Source organism: Enterococcus sp. 3G6_DIV0642 (genome assembly GCF_002140635.1).
Taxonomy (GTDB): domain Bacteria; phylum Bacillota; class Bacilli; order Lactobacillales; family Enterococcaceae; genus Enterococcus_D; species Enterococcus_D casseliflavus.
This window is the reverse complement of sequence record NZ_NGLH01000001.1, coordinates 3,274,093-3,292,918: the sequence shown is the minus strand read 5'-3', so window position 1 is coordinate 3,292,918 and position 18,826 is coordinate 3,274,093. Positions and strand designations below refer to the sequence as shown.

Below are 18,826 nucleotides of genomic sequence, written 5' to 3'. Positions count from 1 at the left end.
GAATGAAATTAGCAGTTGAAAAGCTCAATCTAACGATCGGGGACCAACAGATTCTAAAAGACATCTCCGTCCAAACCGCACAGGGGCAATTTGTCGGCTTGATTGGTTCCAACGGCAGCGGCAAGTCTACATTGTTAAAAGCTATCTACAAAACGTTGAAACCTGACAGCGGCGACATTTATTTAGGTGAGATGAATATTTTGAAAAGTTCCGAAAAAAAAGTCGCCCAGCAAGTCAGCGTCGTCAGTCAGTTCAATGAGTTGAGCTTTGATTTAACAGTAGAACAGATGGTGCTTTTAGGCCGCACGCCCCACAAGGGTTTGTTGGAACAAGACACTAAAGCCGATCATGAGCTGGTCACCGCAGCCTTAGCCAAAACAGGGTTAAGTGCCTACAGAAAACGCAGCTACCTCTCATTATCAGGAGGCGAAAAACAGCGGGTCGTCCTTGCTCGTGCCATCACCCAAGAACCGAAATTTATGATTCTCGATGAGCCGACCAATCATTTGGATATCCGATATCAACTGGAAATCTTAGAGACCGTCAAGCATCTGAAGATTGGCTTGTTGGCGGCGCTGCACAATTTGGAACAAGCAGCCAATTATTGCGACATCATCTATGCCTTAAAAGATGGTCGGGTCGTAGGGTATGGCGAACCAGAAACGCTGCTGACAGAAGAACTGATCGAAGAAATCTATGGCGTGAAATGCAGTATTTACCATCATCCGATCACAGGCGGATTAGGGTTTCATTATTATTTTGAAAAGGAGCAAACAGATGAATAAATGGGGAAAAATGATTGGGGTAGGATTGGCAGTCTTTACATTAAGCGCTTGCGGCAATACGAAGGATGAAGGAACTTCGGCTTCTTCCTCACAGGCAGAAAGTACGTATCCCTTAACCATCAGCAACTACACCAAAGCAGAAGGCGGTACGCAATGGACCGCCAAGGACCAAACCTTTAATGAAGCACCGAAAAAAGTCGTAGCCAACACACGACCAGCAGCGGAATTGCTGCTGCATCTCGGCCTCAAGGATCAGATTGCGGGTGTCGGTGCAACCTTTGGTGCCGCTGATAAGGAAGTTGCTGCTGATTACGCAGAACTAAACGACCTGGGCAGCGACTATATCAGTAAAGAAACGGCGCTCAGTGTGGATCCAGATTTGATTTTTGGCCGCGGAGGACTTTTTGATAATCAAGATTGGGGCGTTGGCACCGTTGATTCCTTGAACGAGATGGGCATTCCGACTTACGTCCAAGAAACCTCTGTCACTGGGGCGACGTTTGATTCTGTGTATCAAGACATTGAAAACCTTGGTAAGCTCTTCAATGTCCCCGAGGCAGCCGCTGCTTTTGAAAAAGAATTAAAGGATCGCCAGAGTGCCTTGGAAGAAAAAGTAGCAGACAAAGAAGAGCAAACCTTTGCCCATCTCTTTATGTCTGATCCAAGTGTGGTCAGTGTCTATGCCGCTCAAGACGAGTCTTTTTTCAACAGTAACTTTGACATGATCAAACTGAACAATGTGTTTCAAGACTATTCAGGAGAAGTCAGTGTCGAAACCTTGATCGAAACGGATCCCGATGTCTTGATCGTCGGCGACTGGTCAACGATCGAAGGCAGTGTTTCTGGTCAAGAAATCATTGAAGGCTTGTACAAAAATGACAAACTCTCCAGCATGAAAGCCATCAAAAACAAACAAGTCTACAGCATGGACTACAATTATCTCTTTGGCTACGGCTACCAAGCCTTGACTGGTTTGGAAGAACTGGTAGAGCAAATGGCACAATAAACACCTCCTATTGCATAAAAAGGAGAACCAACTTTTTATATAATAGAAGAAAACCAACGTTTCACTGGCCGATCGACCACAGAAACGTTGGTTTTTTGTATTTAAGAAAAGCAACCTTTGCCGCTGCCCGTTCCGCAACAAGTATCCCGTTAGCTATTTTTTTCTGTCATATGGTTCATTTGATAGCGAGACAATAGCTTCTCTTTGTGTTTTTGCATGATCGTTTCTAGAGAAATATCGTATTTATCGGCGAGAATAAATAAGTTATCCAGTACATCGCCCAATTCTTCCGTCAGATTTGCCAGTTTTTCTTCCGGCAAGCCTTCTTGTTCATCGGGACGGTCACGGCCAATCTCCAATGTCCGAATGGCACGGCTCACTTCCCCGACTTCTTCTGCTAAAAAATTCGCCCGAATAAACGGATCATATTGATACCAGTTGCGGGCTTTGTAGAAGTCACTGATAAATCGTTGATATTCCTCAATGTTCATAATTTTTTTTCCATCCTTTCCCAGAACCTTTATCAGAATCATGATATACTATTTCAAAATGATTGAGAAGGATGATGGAGAGTTTTATGAAAATTGCAGTCTATTGTGGTGCCAGTGTCGGTAATGAACCTAGTTTTGCAACAGCCGCCCAAGAATTGGGGCAGTGGATCGCTTCACGGCAAAATACGCTGGTCTATGGCGGCGGAAAAGCGGGCTTGATGGGCGTGCTGGCAGATGCTGTCTTAGAAAATGGCGGTCAGGTGATCGGGGTGATCCCAACCTTTTTGAAAGATCGGGAACTAGCACATCCTGGATTGACCGAACTCCATGTCGTCGAGACGATGTCAGAAAGAAAACGAAAAATGTTCGAATTGTCGCAGGCCTTTGTCGCACTGCCAGGCGGTCCTGGTACGCTGGAAGAAATCACGGAGATGATCTCATGGTCAAGAATCGGTCAAAACCCGAATCCGTGTGCTTTTTATGATGTGAACAATTTTTACCGCGCAACGAGAGCCTTGTATGACAATATGGTGGAAAATGAGTTCTTGACGCAGGCCGATCGCGAAAAAATCGGTTTTGCGCAAACAACCCAGGAGCTTGAAGCTTTTATTCAAGCCTACGAACCGCCAGTTATTCGGCAGTATTAAGTATCTGTTGTAAAAGAGCAAGGCGAAGCACCGGCGGGTGTCGTCTTGCTCTTTTGCTTCTTTGACGCATTCTTAGTATAATGGGGTTTGTTTTGCAAGTGGGGTCATAAAATAAGATCCTTGGACAAAGAAATGGAGCGTAAATCATGACAACAAATTTTTGGGCTGAATTGCCGAAGCCTTTTTTTATCCTAGCACCAATGGAAGATGTCACCGATGTCGTTTTTCGACATGTCGTTCAAGCTGCCGGCGCACCAGATGTTTTCTTTACGGAATTTACCAACTCCGATAGTTACTGCCATCCAGAAGGACGCGACAGTGTGCGGGGACGTTTAGTCTTCACCGAAGATGAGCAACCGATGGTAGCCCACATTTGGGGCGACAAGCCAGAGTATTTCCGTGAGATGAGTATCGGCTTAGCGGAGATGGGCTTTAAAGGGATCGACTTAAATATGGGCTGCCCAGTGCCAAACGTTGCTGGACGAGGCAAAGGCAGCGGCTTGATCTTGCGACCAGAAGTTGCTGCAGAGCTGATCCAAGCAGCCAAAGCTGGCGGTCTGCCGGTCAGTGTCAAGACGCGTTTGGGCTATACCGAACTAGGAGAAATGGAAGCTTGGTTGACCCATGTCCTGCAACAGGATATCGCCAACCTTTCGATCCATTTGCGAACCCGCAAAGAAATGAGCAAGGTCGATGCCCATTGGGAATTGATTCCTGAAGTGGTTGCCTTGCGGGATAGAATCGCCCCACAAACGAAGCTGACGATCAACGGCGATATCCCTGATCGTACCAAAGGTTTGGAGCTAGCAGAAAAATATGGCGTAGACGGAATCATGATCGGCCGGGGTATTTTCAAGAATCCCTATGCCTTTGAAAAAGAACCGAAAGAGCATACCTCAGAAGAGCTATTAGGCTTGTTGCAGCTGCAATTAGATCTGCAGGACCATTACGCCAAAATGGTGCCACGCTCGATCGCAGGATTGCATCGTTTCTTTAAAATCTATGTCAAAGGCTTCCCTGGAGCCAGTGATTTGCGGGCAAAATTGATGAATACCAAATCAACGGATGAAGTCCGGCAACTGCTGGCAGAGTTTGCGGAGAAAAAGAACCACGAGGAAAGTATTGAAGCGTAAGTTTCAATGCTTTTTTCGTTTTTGGTTGCTGTACCCGCTCTCATTGTCAATCCTTCCTTGACAATAGGTAGGTACCTATGTAAAATGGAGAACAGACTTTTAATTAGGTACCTATCTAAATAGTGAAGAGGCGAAAGGAGCTGAAGGTCGATGGTTTCCGAACAAGAAATCGTGGAACGATTGTTTGAAGTGTATAAATTAAATCGGCGGTATGCGGAACAAAAATATGGGCGTTTTATGCCAGGTCGGGGACAGTTCAATTGCCTACTGGTATTGGACGAAAAAGGGACGTTGACCCAAAAAGATCTCGCCGCGTATTTAGCGATTCGCTCGACATCCACTGGCGAACTACTAAAAAAACTGGCTGAAAAAGGGCTGATCCAAAAAGAAGTCGATCCGAAAGATAAACGCAGCCATCTGATTTCGCTGACGGAAGCAGGCAAGGAAGAGGCACAGCGAATGAAAGAAAAACGCAGCAAGGCGCACCAAGAAATGCTGACCTATTTGACGGCAGAAGAAAAACAAGCCTTTGGTCAAGCCTTAGCAAAAATCGAACAGTTTTATCTTGAGAAGGAGGCGGACGTTGATTGAGTGAAACAGTCCAACGAACGGAACGTCAGCGGACGCTGATTTTTATTAATTTAATGATTACATGTATTGCCGTATCCATGTTGGCGACCGCCTTGACGACGGCTTTACCCGCCATTGTCACTGACCTGCAGATTTCCGTCACTACGGGCCAATGGCTGACTAGCGGTTATTCCTTGGCGATGGCGATCGTTATGCCCTTGACGGCATATCTTATGAATCGTGTGCCAACCAAAAAGCTGTATCTCGCTGCCTTAGGAATTGCGTTGGTGGGCTTGCTGCTTTGTGCTGCAGCGCCCAATTTTCTAGTCATGATGCTTGCTCGTATTTTGCAGGCCGTAGGCAATGGAATCTTGACCGCGATGGCGCAAGTGATCCTCTTATCGATCTATCCGATCAATCGTATCGGTGTGGTGATGGGCTGGTATGGATTATCGATCACCGCGGCACCCGTGATCGCACCGACTCTTGCTGGGGTGATCGTGGACCGCTTGAACTGGCATGCGATTTTTTATATCGTTGCCGTGATCGTTTTGATTTCACTGATTTGGGCCATAAAGGTTTTTGATGATGTGTTGCCAGTAAGCAACAGTAAATTTGATCAGACCTCTTTTGTTTTGAGTGCCTTCGCCTTTGGTGGGATCACTTTAGGCTTTGGCAATATCGGCAGCTATGGCTTTTTCAGCTTGCCGGTTTTAGGAACCTTAGGGATCGGTTTGGTAGCAGGGGTCTTCTTTGTCTTCCGTCAGTTAAGAGCGAAAACCCCATTTTTGGATCTGCGGGTCTTAAAAACAAAAGAGTATGCCATCAGTGTCTTTGGCAGTATCATGCTTTACTTGGTCTTGATGGGTTCGGCGATGCTGATGCCGCTTTACGTGCAGTCGATTTTAGGCAAATCAGCGACGATCTCGGGATTAGTCGTTTTGCCAGGCTCACTGGTCTCGGCTTTCTTAAGTCCCGTGGCTGGGCGAATCTATGACAAAGTCGGCATCCGTCTGTTGACACTTTTTGGCGGCGGCTCACTGGTCTTGAGCAACATCGGTATGTATTTCATCCATATGCACACGGGTATTTGGGTAGCAGTGGTTTTGAACATGCTGCGCTGTGCCGCCACAGGCTGTTTGTTGATGCCCTTCGTGACGTGGGGAAATAAAAATATTCCGCCGCAGCTGACGGCACATGGAACAGCGTTATTGACTTCTTTGCGAACGGTGGCAGGCGCCATCGGGACAGCATTATTTGTCGGGATCATGAATAGTGTGGCGCAAAAAAGCACGACCTTAACAGGAACAAGTGCACTGCTTCATGGGATGAATGTTTCTTTCTTATTGATGACGATCGCTTCGGGAATGTTGTTTGCAACGGGGGTATTCTTGATTCGTGATCAGAAGCCAGAAGCCGTGTGGCTGGAAGGTGCAGAAGAACCACTGGAATAAAGAGGGCACCTTTCTTTGAAGGGTGCTTTTCTTGATTTATTTCATGAAACTCTATGAAAAACCAAAAAATTCGATATAATAAGATAACTTATGGTTTAGGAGGAGTATTTTTTTTCAGGAAAGACTTGTTTTAATGGAAAAAAATCAGGGAGAAAATGAAGAATAAAGGCGTTTATTTTGGGTTGTCTGCCTATGTATTATGGGGCTTGGTCACACTATATTGGAAAATAATCGTTGGGGTTTCGCCATTAGCAACGATGTGCTACCGAATCGTGTGGTCCTTTGTTTTTATGGTGTTGTTTATCGTGCTTTCTGGGAAGAAAACGCAATTTTTACAAGAAGCGCGTCTGCTGTGGAAGAACAAAGCATTTGCTGGACTGATCGTTTTAGCTTCTGTGCTGATCTCCATCAACTGGTTCACCTTTATCTTCGCGGTGAGTGCGGGCCACGTGATGCAAGCCAGCTTAGGCTATTATATCAATCCGCTTGTCAATGTCTTGTTAGCGACCGTTTTTTTGAAGGAACGTCTTAGTCGTACTGGCATGCTGGCGTGTCTGCTGGCAAGTATCGGGGTGATCTTATTATCGATCCAAACAGGAACGATTCCTTATGCCTCACTGATCATGGCCTTTTCCTTTAGTACGTATGGCTTGATCAAAAAAAGGATCCCCATTAGTTCGGTTACTGGGTTAACGATCGAAACGATGGTGATTTTCCCCTTTGCCCTCGTGTATATTTTAGGATTTTCAACCGTCGGCTTTATGAATTATCCCTTGCAAACCAATCTCTTATTGATGGGTGCTGGGATCGTGACGGCTATTCCGCTATTGCTGTTTGCGGAAGCCGCGAAAAATGTTTCTTACATTACGCTTGGGTTTATTCAATACGTCAACCCGACAATCATGCTTTTGTTAGCCATCTTTTTGTTTCACGAAACCTATTCACTGGCCCAATTTTCCGCCTTTGCGTTTATTTGGCTGGGGATCGCTGTCTTCACCTATGGTACGTTAGGAACGGCGATGAAAGAGCGGCGCATGGGACAGCAAAGAAAGCAACTTTGATACATTAGGAATGGCTGCAGCTGAGCCATTCCTTTTTTTATTAAAAAACAACTCAATTTAGATAGTGAAGGAAGTTGCAAGGAGAATTGTTCAATGGTATAACAAAGGAAAAGCACGTTGCAGAAATTCTGATTGAAAAGGGTTGCATCTGCCACAGGGGTGTGTTATTATTCTTTCAGTTACAAGGATTGTTACTGTTCGGCAGGCAAAACCAGAATTGACCGTAGCGCGCTAATGGGGAGATTCTAGGTTTTTTTATTTTGGAGTGAGGGAAAGCGATGATTATTGGAAAAATTTTAAATAATAATGTCGTCATCTCGACCAATGATGCCGGTCAGGAAGTGATCTATATGGGTCGCGGCATTGCGTTTAAGAAAAAAGTCGGCGATCCAGTGGATGAAGCCTTTGTCGAAAAAGAATTTGTGTTAAAGGATACCTTTACCGCAAATCAGTTTCAGCAATTGTTTTCAGACATTCCTGTGGAAGAAGTCGAAGCCGTCAAGCAAGTGGTGGATGATGCAGAAGCGTCCTTGGGGATCGAGCTGTCGCCAAATATTTATTTGACACTGACCGACCATATCCATTATGCGCTGGTTCGGGCACGTGAAGGCATTGAGCTGCCGAATCCATTGTTGTTTGAGACCCGCAAATTTTATCCGAAAGAGTATGCGGTTGCAGCAGATGCCGTTGCTTATTTTGAAAAAGTCTTCGGGATTTCATTGCCGGAATCGGAAATTGGCTTTATCGCCTTTCATATCGTCAATAGCGAACAAGCCAATGGTACGATGGAAACCACGATGCAAGCGGTAGAGATCGTTCGTGACGTACTGGCGATCATCAGTCGTTTTTATGGACGAGTCTTTAACCTAGATTCCTTGAACTATCAACGGATCACCACGCATTTACAGTATTTTGCGCAGCGCTATTTAAGCGATGAACTTTCGGGGGAAAAAGATGAATTTTTATTTGCCCTTGTGCAATCGAAGTACCCTAAAGCGTTTCAAACGGTCCAACGGATCAACGAGTACTTGATCAAAACCTACGACAAATCGATCGGTGAATCAGAAATGATCTACTTAACGATCCACATCGAACGTGTCGTCAATGATCAAACCAATTAACATTCAATCATTAACGGATTGTTACTGTCAGGCAGGCAATACCCAGATTGAAAAGACAACAGTCAGCGAGGAAAAGACTCGTTGGACGGTCGTTTTTTCAATCTGGGTTTTTTTATTAAAAAAGGAGTGTTGAAAAAATGAGTTCAAATAAAGAAATTGCAGTTCGCGTCCTCGATGCGGTGGGCGGCAAAGAAAATGTCAACAGCGTGGTGCATTGTGCGACCCGCTTGCGTTTCAAATTAAAAGATGAGAACAAAGCGGATACGGCACGCTTGAATCAAGACGACGACGTGATCCAAGTCGTTCAAAGCGGCGGACAATACCAAGTGGTGATCGGCAGTCATGTCAGCGACGTTTACCGTGAATTGAATGGAGTAGCGAACTTCGATGGCGAAGCAGACAGCAAAGGCGACAAAGGCAACCTCTTGAATCAACTGGTGGATATTATTTCGTCGATTTTTACGCCATTTTTAGGCGCAATGGCAGGTGCCGGGGTCTTAAAAGGATTCTTGACGCTGGCAGTCACCTTGAATTGGCTGGCAGCTGATTCTGGGGTCTACACCGTATTGTATGCGATTGCTGATGGGTTATTTACCTATTTACCAGTGATGTTGGCTTTTACTGCAGCGAAGAAGTTTCGTACCAATGAATTTCTAGCGGTTTCCTTAGCGATGGCATTGGTTCATCCAAATATTACCGCTTTGGCTGGACAAACCTTGAGTTTCTTAGGCCTCCCTGTCATTATTGGTGCGAGTGCTTATACGTCTTCCGTCATTCCGATTATTTTAGCGGTCTTTTTACAAAGTTATGTGGAGCGTTTCTTTAAAAAAGTCATTCCTAGCTTCTTACAGATCATCTGCGTGCCTTTAGCGGTCTTCTTGATCATGGCGCCGTTGACCTTTATTGTCGTCGGTCCACTAGGAACGATTTTAGGAAACTTGTTAGGTAGTGCTTACGACAGCATTTACCACTTCAGCCCACTGATCGCTGGCGCTGTCATGGGTGGTTTATGGCAAGTCTTTGTGATGTTTGGCATGCACTGGGGCTTTGTACCGATCATGATGTTGAATCTCAGTCAAACCGGTGTCGATACCATGGTGCCGATGCTGTTGCCAGCTGTCCTTTCTCAAGGGGGTGCAGCGCTAGCAGTGTTCTTTATGACAAAAAATGTGAAATTGAAAGGGTTGGCCCTTTCTTCAACGATCACCTCAATTTTTGGGATCACAGAACCGACGGTGTATGGGGTAACCTTGCCATTGAAAAAACCATTTATCGCCGCGTGTATCAGTGGTGCCATCGGGGGAGCCTTCATCGGCTTCAGCCAAGTCGAAAACTATACCTTTGGGTTAGTCAGCTTACTAAGTCTGCCTTCCTTTATCCCACAAGATACGAAAGATCTAAGTGGTCTGATCGCCGCTTCGATCGGAACGGCTATCGCTTTTGGCGCCGCGTTTGTCTTGACCTTCTTCTTACGTTTTGAAGATCAGCCAGCAACCGATGCCAGTGCAGCACCAGCAAAAGAGCCAGTTACACCCACCGATAGTTCGTCTAAAGAACGTGTGATCCTCAGCAGTCCGTTAGAAGGCAAAGTGGTTCCCTTAGCAGAAGTCAAAGACCAAGTCTTTTCTTCTGGTGCATTAGGAAAAGGTATCGCTATCGAACCAACTGTCGGGGCTTTATATGCGCCAGCAGATGGCACCATCACGACGCTCTTTCCTACCGGCCATGCCGTTGGTTTGACCACCACGGATGGAGCCGAAGTTCTGATGCATATTGGTATGGATACTGTGGAACTAGACGGCAAAGGCTTTGAGGTCTTTGTTAAACAAGACGATCAAGTCAAACGCGGCGATTTGTTAGTGAAGTTTGATCTAGATACGATCAAAGCAGCTGGCTTATCCACGATCACACCGATCGTTGTGACGAACACCCCGCAATATTTAGATGTGATGGATATGAACCAAACCGATGTCTTGCAAGGAGAAGACTTCTTAGCCATCGTGAAATAAGCAAAAAAAACCCGATCCTCGACTGAATATCAGCAAGGATCGGGTTTTTTGTAAGAAAATAAGGCGCAGTTGCCCTTCTCGCTTGCCTGACACGGTAGCAAACGCTTGTCACAGCGCGAGTTAAGGGCAAGACCAACATCAGGAACGCCTGCTCAGGGAAAACCCGAACATTCTTGGGGACTGCTCCTTACACATGGCTTAAATTTTCGGCAAGCGACTCTAAAGCGGGGAAATCGAGAATCGCATAGCCCTGTTTTTGTTTTTCGATCAGCTTGTCTTCCCGAAAGCTGGTAAAGGTTCGCAGCAGGTGGCGATAGCTGACATTCAAGATCGCGGCACAGGTGGTCAACTGAAAGGAAAAGTGTTGATTTTCTTGATGCGCAAGAATAAATTTGGCCAACCGTGTCTCTACAGGTTCCGTCAATGAATTCGCTAAGTTGATCCCCGAATTCAAGCGGGAACTTAGCAACTGACAGATGGTTTGCAAAAAGCGGACGTCTTGTTGCAAGGTGTTGCGGTAGCGATTCAAAGGGATGCAGACGCAGACGCAAGCAGAAGCGGCTTTGACACTGCTTTTCGGCAAGAGTTCCCACAAAGAGGAAGCTTCCCCTAAAGGTGCAGCCGGCTTAGCGTAATCAATACAAATCGTTTGGGTATCCGAAGAGAAGGAGTAGACCATCACGGTTCCTTCTACGAGAAAATACAAGTATTCAGAAGGCGTGCCCGTTCGAATCAGGTGCTCTTCTTTTTCAAAGGAATGCAAAGTGGCCATCGCTAACAAATCACTGTCCATATAAGATTGCAGATCGTATGTGTCAATGTAATTACTGAGGCGTGCGGTATCATCGATTTTTTTCATGGGAATCAGCCACTCCTGAATGGTTTTCTTTAAGTATAGCTTAGTTCCCCTTTTGACTCAACACGAACGATAAATAAAAACTAATGTAAATTGTATGTAAAAATAAGGTAAAATAGGACATGTGTCACTTCATTTTGACGGGATACTTGGTATGATTTGAATGTAAGAATGCTTCAAACCATTAGGAGGAGAAAAAATGCCATTGAAACGAATTGTTAAAGGAATGTTAGGAATTGCGTTAGTTGCCGCATTGACCGGCTGTGGGAATGGGAGCAGCAGCAGCGACAGCAGTGCCGCAGCCGAAAAAGAAAAGCTGGTGGTACAATTCGTACCGACCAATAATGACGGCTCGATGCAAGCCAAAGCAAAACCGTTTGCTGAGTATTTATCAAAAAAATTAGACCGTGAAGTAGAAGTAACGTTAGCAACGGATTATTCGACGATCGTAGAAGCTATGGCTTCTGGACAAGTTGATTTAGGGATCATGCCGCCAGCCGCTTATGTTCAAGCCAAAGACATGGATGCAGCTGAAGCGATTTTGACTTCTCAATTAGGTGCTTATGATCCAGAGACGGGCTTGCCATTAGAAGGGGAAAAAACCAATACCTTCAAAGGGGAGATCTTGGTCCGTGCGGATAGCGACATGACAGAATTGACGGACTTAAAAGGGAAAAAAATCGCTACATTGAGTCCAAACTCTGCTAGCGGCTATATTTACCCAGTTGCCGAGTTGAAAGATGCAGGAGTTGATCCAACGACGGATGCTACATTAACGACCGTGAATGATATTCCAAGTGAGATCACTGCAGTCTTGAATGGTCAGATGGACGCCGCCTTTGTGTTCCAAGGGGCACGAAATGTCTTTGCGTCAAGCTTCCCAGACAACGACTTATTCAAAGACCTAAAAGTCCTTTACTTGACCGAAGGGGATATTCCAAATGACGCCATTGCCGTCCAACCATCAATGGATGCTGAACTAAAAGAGCAGATCAAAGAAGTGTTCTTGAACATGGCAGATGATGAAGAGGGTGCCGAAGCAATGAGCTTGTGGGGACACCAAGGGTATGAAGAAGCAGCAGATTCTGCTTACGATACCATTCGCGATTATACACAACGAGCAGCAGAGTAAAAAATCAGGGATTGCGGTAGAAGGATAACGGGACACGGAGATGTGCAGCGATTTACTAGGGGAATAGGTGGAATACGCAGTACCAGTGCATTTTTTAGTGAGATAGACCGTGACCGATTGGGGAAACTTTGCCGCGGTCCCTACATAATGGAGAAAACAGATGATAACTTTTGAGAATGTATCCAAAGTCTACCCAAATGGGGTCAAAGGATTACAGAACATAGATGTAACGATTGAGCAAGGTGAATTTGTGGCCATCATTGGCTTGAGCGGTGCTGGTAAGAGTACCTTTTTGCGCTCGATCAATCGCTTAGTGCCAATCACTGAAGGAGATATCCGAGTAGACGGCAAATCAGTCACGAAAGCCAATAAAAAAGAATTGCGCTTGATTCGTCGACAAATCGGATTGATCTCGCAAAGCTTCAATTTGGTCAAACGCAGTACCGTTCAAAAAAATGTTTTGTCTGGGCGTTTGGGGTATTACGGGACCTGGAAAAGTATTTTAGGGTTGTTTACGAAAGAAGACTACGAAAGAACGAAAGAAGCGCTAGCGACTGTCGGCTTGTCAGACAAACTGCAAACGAGAAGTGACCAGTTGAGTGGTGGGCAACAGCAGCGGGTATCCATCGCCCGTGCCTTGGTCCAACAAGCGCCGGTGATTTTAGCAGATGAACCCGTGGCATCACTAGATCCCATCACGACAGAGAAAGTGATGGAGGATCTGAAGAAGATCAATCAAGAAATGGGCAAAACGATTGTCATCAATCTGCATTCGATTCCCTTGGCTCGTCAGTATGCGACAAGGATCATTGCCTTAAAAGCAGGTGCGATCGTTTTTGACGGCAACGCAGCCGCTTTGACAGATCAGCGTTTAGAACAAATCTATGGCAAAGCAATTTTTGAAGAAAAGGCAGGAGAAATCGATGAAACTGAAAGAAACAGTTCATTTTAATTGGTACAAACACCTGCTGCTGGTTCTTTTATTGCTGCTCTTTTTTCAAAGCAGTGCCTGGATCACAGGGGCTGATTTTGCCCAAGTGTGGTCGAATCGCAGCCAGATGACGGCTTTCATGGCTCGCTTTTTGCACCCAGACTTTAGTTATCTACCGCAACTGATGATGCCCTTGATCAAGACATTGCAGATGTCCTTTTTAGGCACCGTTTTAGGAGTAGTCGCAGCGATACCGGTGAGTCTGTTGGCGACAACAGTCGTGACAGAAAGCCGTTGGGTCTCGGTGCCGATGCGTTTTCTCTTAGGGCTGGTGCGGACGATCCCCAATCTATTGTTGGCGGCATTGTTCGTAGCGATTTTTGGGATCGGTGAAGCCACTGGTGTTTTGACCATCGCGGTCTTTACCTTTGGTATGGTTTCACAGCTGATGTTCCAAGCGATCGAAACCATTGATTTTGCGCCGATCGAAGCAGCAGCAGCGGTAGGAGCGAATAAATTTCAAGTGACCGTTTGGGCGATCATTCCCCAAGTCATCAGCCAGTTTGCCAGCTATACTTTTTATGCCTTTGAAGTCAATGTTCGAGCTTCGACGGTGTTAGGGTATGTTGGTGCCGGCGGGATCGGGGTCATCTTGAACGCCTCATTGGCATTGTTGAATTATGAGCGGGTCTCGATCATTATCTTGACGATTTTGCTGACGGTAGCGATCGTTGATTTTCTCAGTGAGCGGGTAAGGAGGTCTTTCCTATGATGATCAGAGAAGTGAAGAAAACGACTTGGCTGTTATGGGGACTCTTTGCTATCTTACTGGCATTATCTGCAGCGACGCTGGATTATTCCGGATTGAGTACTTTTTCCTTAGCGATGGGAAGAGATGTCCTGCAAGGGTTGAGTCAGCCAGACTGGTCTTTCTTTTACGACGGTAGCGGGGAGGATCTGTGGAGCTTATTGTTACTGACGATCGGGATCGCTTGTCTAGGAACGATGATCGCAACAGTCTGCGCGATACCGGTGACCTTGCTGAGTGCCGCCAACCTATGGTCTTCTGCACCGTGGGTCGCAAAAATCGGCAAAATGATCTGCAATATCTTGCGGGCATTTCCCGAGCTGGTTTATGCGATTATTTTTGTCCGTGTGGTAGGTCCAGGACCTTTTGCTGGAGTTATGGCGATCGGTGTCCACCAGATCGGTATGCTGGGCAAGTTGTTTACCGAAGAAATGGAAGCCATGGATGAGCGCTTGACGGAAGAGATGCAAGCCGTCGGTGCCAACTTTTGGCAGACGATGTTTTTCGTGCGGGTCCCTTACTTAGCGCCTATCTATAGTTCCTTTGCACTGAATCATTTTGAAATTGCGGTCCGCAGTGCGGCAACGTTAGGGTTAGTCGGTGCTGGCGGGATCGGTGCACCATTGATTTTTGCTATTCAAACCAGAACCTGGAGCAAGGTAAGTATTATTTTGTTGGGCGTCGTTGTGACCGTCTTCTTATTAGACCAGTTGACTGGAATCATCAGAAAGAAATTGAGATAAACCTATGAATGTATTGCATATATCAGATATCCATTTTCGAGAAAGTTACCTGCCTTGTGAAGAAGGGTATCAAGGAATGCTGGCAGCTATGCAAAATCCCTTGATTCCTCTTGAAGAGTGTATCCAAGATGCCAAGGCGCGAGTAGCGATCGATTTGGTGGTGATCAGTGGCGATTTGACCGAAGATGGCGCGCCTGCCGATTATGCCTCTTTGAAGCGATATTTAGAAAAAGCCTTTGGCTCAGTGCCCATCGTAGTAACGCTAGGTAATCATGATATCAAACGGCATTTTCGCCAAGGCTGGCAAGGCAAGTCAGTAGAAACCGCCAGTGATACACCTTTTAATCAAGTCTATGAAACGGAGACATTGGCGATCGTGACTTTCGATAATTCCTGCTATGGCTATGCCAACGGTATCGTGGATGAGCGACAGTTTGAATGGCTGCAAGCCACGCTGGCGCAGCTCAAAGAGAAAAAGATCGTTTTTGTGACGCACCATCATTTGTTGCCCGACCAAGCAAGCACGCCGGCATGGGCCGGTGCCAATCGTTTGGTGGCATTATTGCAGCAGTATCAAATCTCTTGTATTCTCAGTGGACATACCCATCATGCGTTTACGGGAACGATCGCAGGGATTCCTTACTATACTGTGGCAAGTATGTCGTTTGTCGGGGAAGATGAAGGCGATGGGATGGTCCGTTTTGAAGAACGCTATGGATACAATTTGTATCGTTTTGAGGAAGGTGCATTGGTTCATCAATCCTCAGAAAACTATCGACCAAACCGTGTATTGATGCGGGTCAACATGCAAGGATAAAAAATAGACGTTCCGTCAACGCTGCACTTAGCAGCAGAAAAGGAACGTCTGTTTTTGTGTGAAAAAGGCTTAGCCTTGATTGCCAAAGGTTTTGATAACTTCAATCGTGCCGTCGATATGGAAAAACAAGGTATAGTTCTCTTCGGTTTTGATACCGTCAAAGCGGCGAGCATAATACGTGACCGCGTCTTTGAAGGTTTGTGGGGGAACCCCTAAATAATCAGCGCATGCCGCCAATGTTTTGCAGCCTTCTTCAAAACAAGCGATGATATCATAGGGCGTGACCACGATCGCAGAACCAATGTCGCGGGCTTTGCGTTCTTGTTTGCGTTTTTCGTTGGTGTCTTGGGCGGTAATGTCGCCAGCACTGGTCAGATAATGACCGATTTCTTCACCGATGGTGCTCAAGAGGTCTTCTTGTGATTGGTCAGGGTTCAAGTAAATATGGTGATCGATGTACAATCCTTGCTGACCATCAGGCATATTTTTATCGAAAATAAAGTGCAAGTCTGGGTAGGCGGCCATCAGTTCTTCTACTTTATCCATTTCCATCATTCCTTTTGGGCGTGCCGCTGTTTTATAAATTCAATATAGCTGAGGATGTCTTCCATCTGCTCATCGGTGACGTCATCATCAATATGGGCCGCAACGGTTTGAACTTTTGCAGAGGGTGGCGTGAAGCCTGCCGGGACTTGTCTGCCTAATAAAAAATCGGTGGATACTTGAAAAATCTCCGCGAGTTTGACGATGGTCTCGCCATCGGGTTCGTTACGATCATTTTCGAAATGCGAATACGCTGCGCGGGTGATCCCTAGCTGATCTGCGATCTGCTGTTGTGTTTGGTTGGTTCGTAGTCTGAGTGTTCTTAGCCGTTCGCCAAGCATGAGTGATCGCCTCCTTTTTTGTAGTATAGCACGTTAGATATAATTTGTATCTATTTTTGTATTATTTGATATAAAAAATATCACATCAGTTGACGATACGAATCGTATCTTTTATACTGGAAACAGATGATATGAATTGTATCAAAAAGAATGGGGGAGGATCATGGATACATCGATCGTAACAGTTGTCTTGCCGTCACTCATTACTGGTGTACTTACTTATTTGGCTACCCGAGTATCCAGCAAAGCGAATTTGGAACAAACGAATATCGAAAATGCCCAAAAGCTTTACCTAAAATATGAACAGATCAATCAAGAATTGACCCATAAAATCGATCAGTTAGAAGAAGAAGTCCAAAAGACCGCCAAAACCTACCAAGAAGAAGTCTTGGTCTATCAAGGAAAGCTTGCTACTGCCCAAAGCGAACGGGATTTTTTGCGGGCAGAAAATCAGGTGCTGAAAGAATTGCAGCGAGTGAATCAAGTGCCTGGGACGCGTGAAGGGAAGCAACATTCAGCCGTTGGCTAATAGAAAAAAACTGCTTATCCGTCAATAAGCAGTTTTTTCGATTAGTTGATCATTTGTTCATTGACATAGGCAGCATAAAGCGGGTGGTTGTTGATCAATTGTGCATGGGTACCTTGACCGGTAATGGTGCCTTTTTCTATAAAGTAGATTTGGTCGGCATCCACGATGGTCGATAAGCGATGAGCGATCACTAATGTCGTGCGCCCTTCCATCAGATGATCCAACGCCCGCTGGACTTTTTCTTCTGACTGAGAATCTAGGCTGGCAGTCGCTTCATCCAGCATCAGCAGCTTGGGATCCCGCAAGAATGCTCGAGCGATGGCGATCCGTTGTTTTTGACCACCAGATAGTTTGACGCCGCGTTCACCGATTTGTGTTTCTAGTTTTTCGGGGAACTCTTGGACGAACTGATCGGCATAAGCCAATGCCAGTCCTTGCCACAATTCCTCCTCTGACAGTGTTCGGCCCAATCCGTATTGCAAGTTTTCCCGAATCGTACCAGCAAAGACCGCACTGTCTTGGGAAACATAGCCGATCTGTGCCCGCCAGTCCTGTAGATCAATGTCAGCTATCGGCTGATCTCCAATCAGCAAGCGCCCGCTGGTGGGTTCATAAAAGCGTTCTAGTAAAGCGAAGATCGTGGATTTTCCGCCGCCGCTTGGTCCTGCAAAAGCAATCACGGTGTTGGGTTTGGCTTCAAAAGAAATGTTTTGCAAAATCGGCCGTTTGGGATCGTAACTGAAATCGATTTGTTCTGCTCGTAAGACTGCGCCATCGATGGCGGCTTTGGGTGCTGCCTGGATCGGCTCCAGCGGCGTATCCAAAATTTCTTGGATCCGTTCCGTAGCACCCATCGCTTTTTGGACTTGTGAAAAGAACATCGCAAACGTCGTCACAGGCGCAATAATATTAAAGAGATACAGTAGAAAAGCGATCAATGCGCCGCTCGTCAAGGTGCCGGCTTGCACACGGATCGCGCCATAACCGAGGATTCCTACGAGTAAGCCCAGCATGGCCGTCGTCATGATTGGCTGCAAAATCGCACTGACTTTCGCATCCTTGACCCCGAGGGTAAAAATTGCCCCAATGTTGCGCCGACCGTTTTCTTGTTCACTGGCTTCTCCGTTGCTGGCTTTGATCAAACGGATCTCTGAGAGCTTTTCGCTGGCATCCGCATTGAAATCGGCGGTCGCTGCTTGCAACTGGCGTCCTAGTTTTGACATGATCTTGCCGATTGGCCACATGATCAAGGTGATCAAAGGCACCGCACTGAACATGATCGCAGCCATCTTCCAATCCATCAAAAACAAGATGATCATCGAACCGACCAATTGGATCAAGCCAGTGACAAAGCTGGGAAATTGCGAGGTGACTAGTTCTTTGATCACGGAAGTATCATTGACGAGTCGCGAACTGCTTTCCCCCGACTTGTGGTCATCAAAATAGCTGACTGGCAAATGCAGCAGATGTTTCCAAAGACGTTCCCGCAACGTTTTCACAGCACTTTCTCCCACATAGCGCAAGAGAAAACCGCCTAAAGTCCCTACGCCTAATTGCAGCACAAAGGCTAGGATCAAAACGACCAGCATGGAGGTGCTAAACGTGGGGGTGCCGCTGGCATCGACCAGTGTTTTCGTCAGCTGCGGCACGACCAAACTGGCGGCACTTGTGATCAGGCTAAAGAGCATCCCTAAAAGAAACAAGCCTTTTTTAGGATTGACACTGACGATCAGGTGGATAAAGTCTTTCATTTTAAATTTGTTTTTGTTCACTGTTGGTGTCGTTGTTTCCATTCGTTTTCCTCCGCAGCAAGCAAGATGGCTCACCGCTTTTTCTTTTTAATTAGGTG

20 protein-coding genes are annotated in these 18,826 nt (G+C 46.0%); 15 read left to right on the top strand and 5 right to left on the bottom strand.

What is annotated here, in order from left to right:
- Positions 1–2 precede the first annotated feature (2 nt).
- Positions 3–785: an ABC transporter ATP-binding protein gene (locus A5878_RS15915; protein ID WP_005230626.1), complete on the top strand. Its 783-nt coding sequence runs from the start codon at positions 3–5 to the stop codon at positions 783–785.
- On the top strand, positions 778–1,791 hold the full coding sequence (locus tag A5878_RS15910) for an ABC transporter substrate-binding protein (RefSeq protein WP_005230628.1): 1,014 nt from the start codon (positions 778–780) through the stop codon (positions 1,789–1,791). Before A5878_RS15915 ends, A5878_RS15910 begins: the two co-directional genes overlap by 8 nt.
- A gap of 149 nt (positions 1,792–1,940) precedes the next feature.
- Here the strand turns inward: A5878_RS15910 and A5878_RS15905 are convergent, their stop codons facing one another.
- Positions 1,941–2,282, bottom strand: coding sequence for a MazG nucleotide pyrophosphohydrolase domain-containing protein (locus A5878_RS15905; RefSeq protein ID WP_005230638.1), 342 nt, complete (start codon positions 2,280–2,282; stop codon positions 1,941–1,943).
- Between the two features lie 86 nt (positions 2,283–2,368).
- Between A5878_RS15905 and A5878_RS15900 the strand changes: the two genes are divergently transcribed.
- From A5878_RS15900 to A5878_RS15870, 7 genes are all read left to right on the top strand, one after another.
- Positions 2,369–2,929 (top strand): TIGR00730 family Rossman fold protein, encoded by a 561-nt coding sequence (locus A5878_RS15900; RefSeq protein WP_005230646.1) that lies wholly within the window; start codon positions 2,369–2,371, stop codon positions 2,927–2,929.
- Positions 2,930–3,075: 146 nt separating this feature from the next.
- Positions 3,076–4,062: a tRNA-dihydrouridine synthase gene (locus A5878_RS15895; RefSeq protein WP_005230648.1), complete on the top strand. Its 987-nt coding sequence runs from the start codon at positions 3,076–3,078 to the stop codon at positions 4,060–4,062.
- A 150-nt stretch (positions 4,063–4,212) separates the two neighbouring features.
- Positions 4,213–4,653, top strand: coding sequence for a MarR family winged helix-turn-helix transcriptional regulator (locus A5878_RS15890; protein WP_005230651.1), 441 nt, complete (start codon positions 4,213–4,215; stop codon positions 4,651–4,653).
- A complete protein-coding gene (locus A5878_RS15885; RefSeq protein WP_034869469.1) occupies positions 4,650–6,086 on the top strand; it encodes an MDR family MFS transporter in 1,437 nt (478 codons plus the stop codon). Before A5878_RS15890 ends, A5878_RS15885 begins: the two co-directional genes overlap by 4 nt.
- Before the next feature lie 155 nt (positions 6,087–6,241).
- On the top strand, positions 6,242–7,147 hold the full coding sequence (gene rarD / locus A5878_RS15880) for an EamA family transporter RarD (RefSeq protein ID WP_005230654.1): 906 nt from the start codon (positions 6,242–6,244) through the stop codon (positions 7,145–7,147).
- A 278-nt stretch (positions 7,148–7,425) separates the two neighbouring features.
- Positions 7,426–8,268, top strand: coding sequence for a BglG family transcription antiterminator LicT (licT, locus tag A5878_RS15875; protein ID WP_005230655.1), 843 nt, complete (start codon positions 7,426–7,428; stop codon positions 8,266–8,268).
- A gap of 137 nt (positions 8,269–8,405) precedes the next feature.
- Positions 8,406–10,277 (top strand): beta-glucoside-specific PTS transporter subunit IIABC, encoded by a 1,872-nt coding sequence (locus tag A5878_RS15870; RefSeq protein WP_005230656.1) that lies wholly within the window; start codon positions 8,406–8,408, stop codon positions 10,275–10,277.
- A gap of 187 nt (positions 10,278–10,464) precedes the next feature.
- Here the strand turns inward: A5878_RS15870 and A5878_RS15865 are convergent, their stop codons facing one another.
- The gene (locus tag A5878_RS15865; protein WP_086295771.1) at positions 10,465–11,136 is read right to left on the bottom strand and encodes a cyclic nucleotide-binding domain-containing protein; all 672 of its coding nucleotides are present in this window, start codon (positions 11,134–11,136) and stop codon (positions 10,465–10,467) included.
- Between the two features lie 196 nt (positions 11,137–11,332).
- Between A5878_RS15865 and A5878_RS15860 the strand changes: the two genes are divergently transcribed.
- From A5878_RS15860 to A5878_RS15840, 5 genes are all read left to right on the top strand, one after another.
- On the top strand, positions 11,333–12,265 hold the full coding sequence (locus tag A5878_RS15860; protein ID WP_005230658.1) for a phosphate/phosphite/phosphonate ABC transporter substrate-binding protein: 933 nt from the start codon (positions 11,333–11,335) through the stop codon (positions 12,263–12,265).
- A gap of 160 nt (positions 12,266–12,425) precedes the next feature.
- Positions 12,426–13,217 carry a phosphonate ABC transporter ATP-binding protein gene (gene phnC, locus A5878_RS15855; protein WP_005230661.1) on the top strand — a complete coding sequence of 264 codons (792 nt, stop codon included), beginning with the start codon at positions 12,426–12,428 and terminating at the stop codon, positions 13,215–13,217.
- Positions 13,189–13,968, top strand: coding sequence for a phosphonate ABC transporter, permease protein PhnE (phnE, locus tag A5878_RS15850; protein ID WP_010748971.1), 780 nt, complete (start codon positions 13,189–13,191; stop codon positions 13,966–13,968). The genes phnC and phnE (A5878_RS15850) overlap by 29 nt, the downstream gene beginning before the upstream one ends.
- Positions 13,965–14,747 carry a phosphonate ABC transporter, permease protein PhnE gene (phnE, locus tag A5878_RS15845; RefSeq protein ID WP_005230666.1) on the top strand — a complete coding sequence of 261 codons (783 nt, stop codon included), beginning with the start codon at positions 13,965–13,967 and terminating at the stop codon, positions 14,745–14,747. Before phnE (A5878_RS15850) ends, phnE (A5878_RS15845) begins: the two co-directional genes overlap by 4 nt.
- Positions 14,748–14,751: 4 nt before the next feature.
- On the top strand, positions 14,752–15,564 hold the full coding sequence (locus tag A5878_RS15840) for a metallophosphoesterase (protein ID WP_005230667.1): 813 nt from the start codon (positions 14,752–14,754) through the stop codon (positions 15,562–15,564).
- 69 nt (positions 15,565–15,633) lie between these two features.
- Here the strand turns inward: A5878_RS15840 and A5878_RS15835 are convergent, their stop codons facing one another.
- Both A5878_RS15835 and A5878_RS15830 read right to left on the bottom strand, forming a co-directional pair.
- Complete coding sequence (locus tag A5878_RS15835) at positions 15,634–16,110, bottom strand: ImmA/IrrE family metallo-endopeptidase (protein ID WP_005230668.1); 477 nt, start codon at positions 16,108–16,110, stop codon at positions 15,634–15,636.
- A gap of 5 nt (positions 16,111–16,115) precedes the next feature.
- Positions 16,116–16,448: a helix-turn-helix domain-containing protein gene (locus A5878_RS15830; protein ID WP_005230670.1), complete on the bottom strand. Its 333-nt coding sequence runs from the start codon at positions 16,446–16,448 to the stop codon at positions 16,116–16,118.
- Between the two features lie 163 nt (positions 16,449–16,611).
- Here A5878_RS15830 and A5878_RS15825 point away from each other — a divergent pair, with 163 nt between their 5' ends.
- A complete protein-coding gene (locus A5878_RS15825; RefSeq protein ID WP_005231942.1) occupies positions 16,612–16,977 on the top strand; it encodes a hypothetical protein in 366 nt (121 codons plus the stop codon).
- A gap of 41 nt (positions 16,978–17,018) precedes the next feature.
- On the opposite strand, the gene A5878_RS15820 is transcribed toward A5878_RS15825, so the two are convergent.
- The gene (locus A5878_RS15820) at positions 17,019–18,770 is read right to left on the bottom strand and encodes an ABC transporter ATP-binding protein (protein ID WP_034869465.1); all 1,752 of its coding nucleotides are present in this window, start codon (positions 18,768–18,770) and stop codon (positions 17,019–17,021) included.
- Positions 18,771–18,826 lie beyond the last annotated feature (56 nt).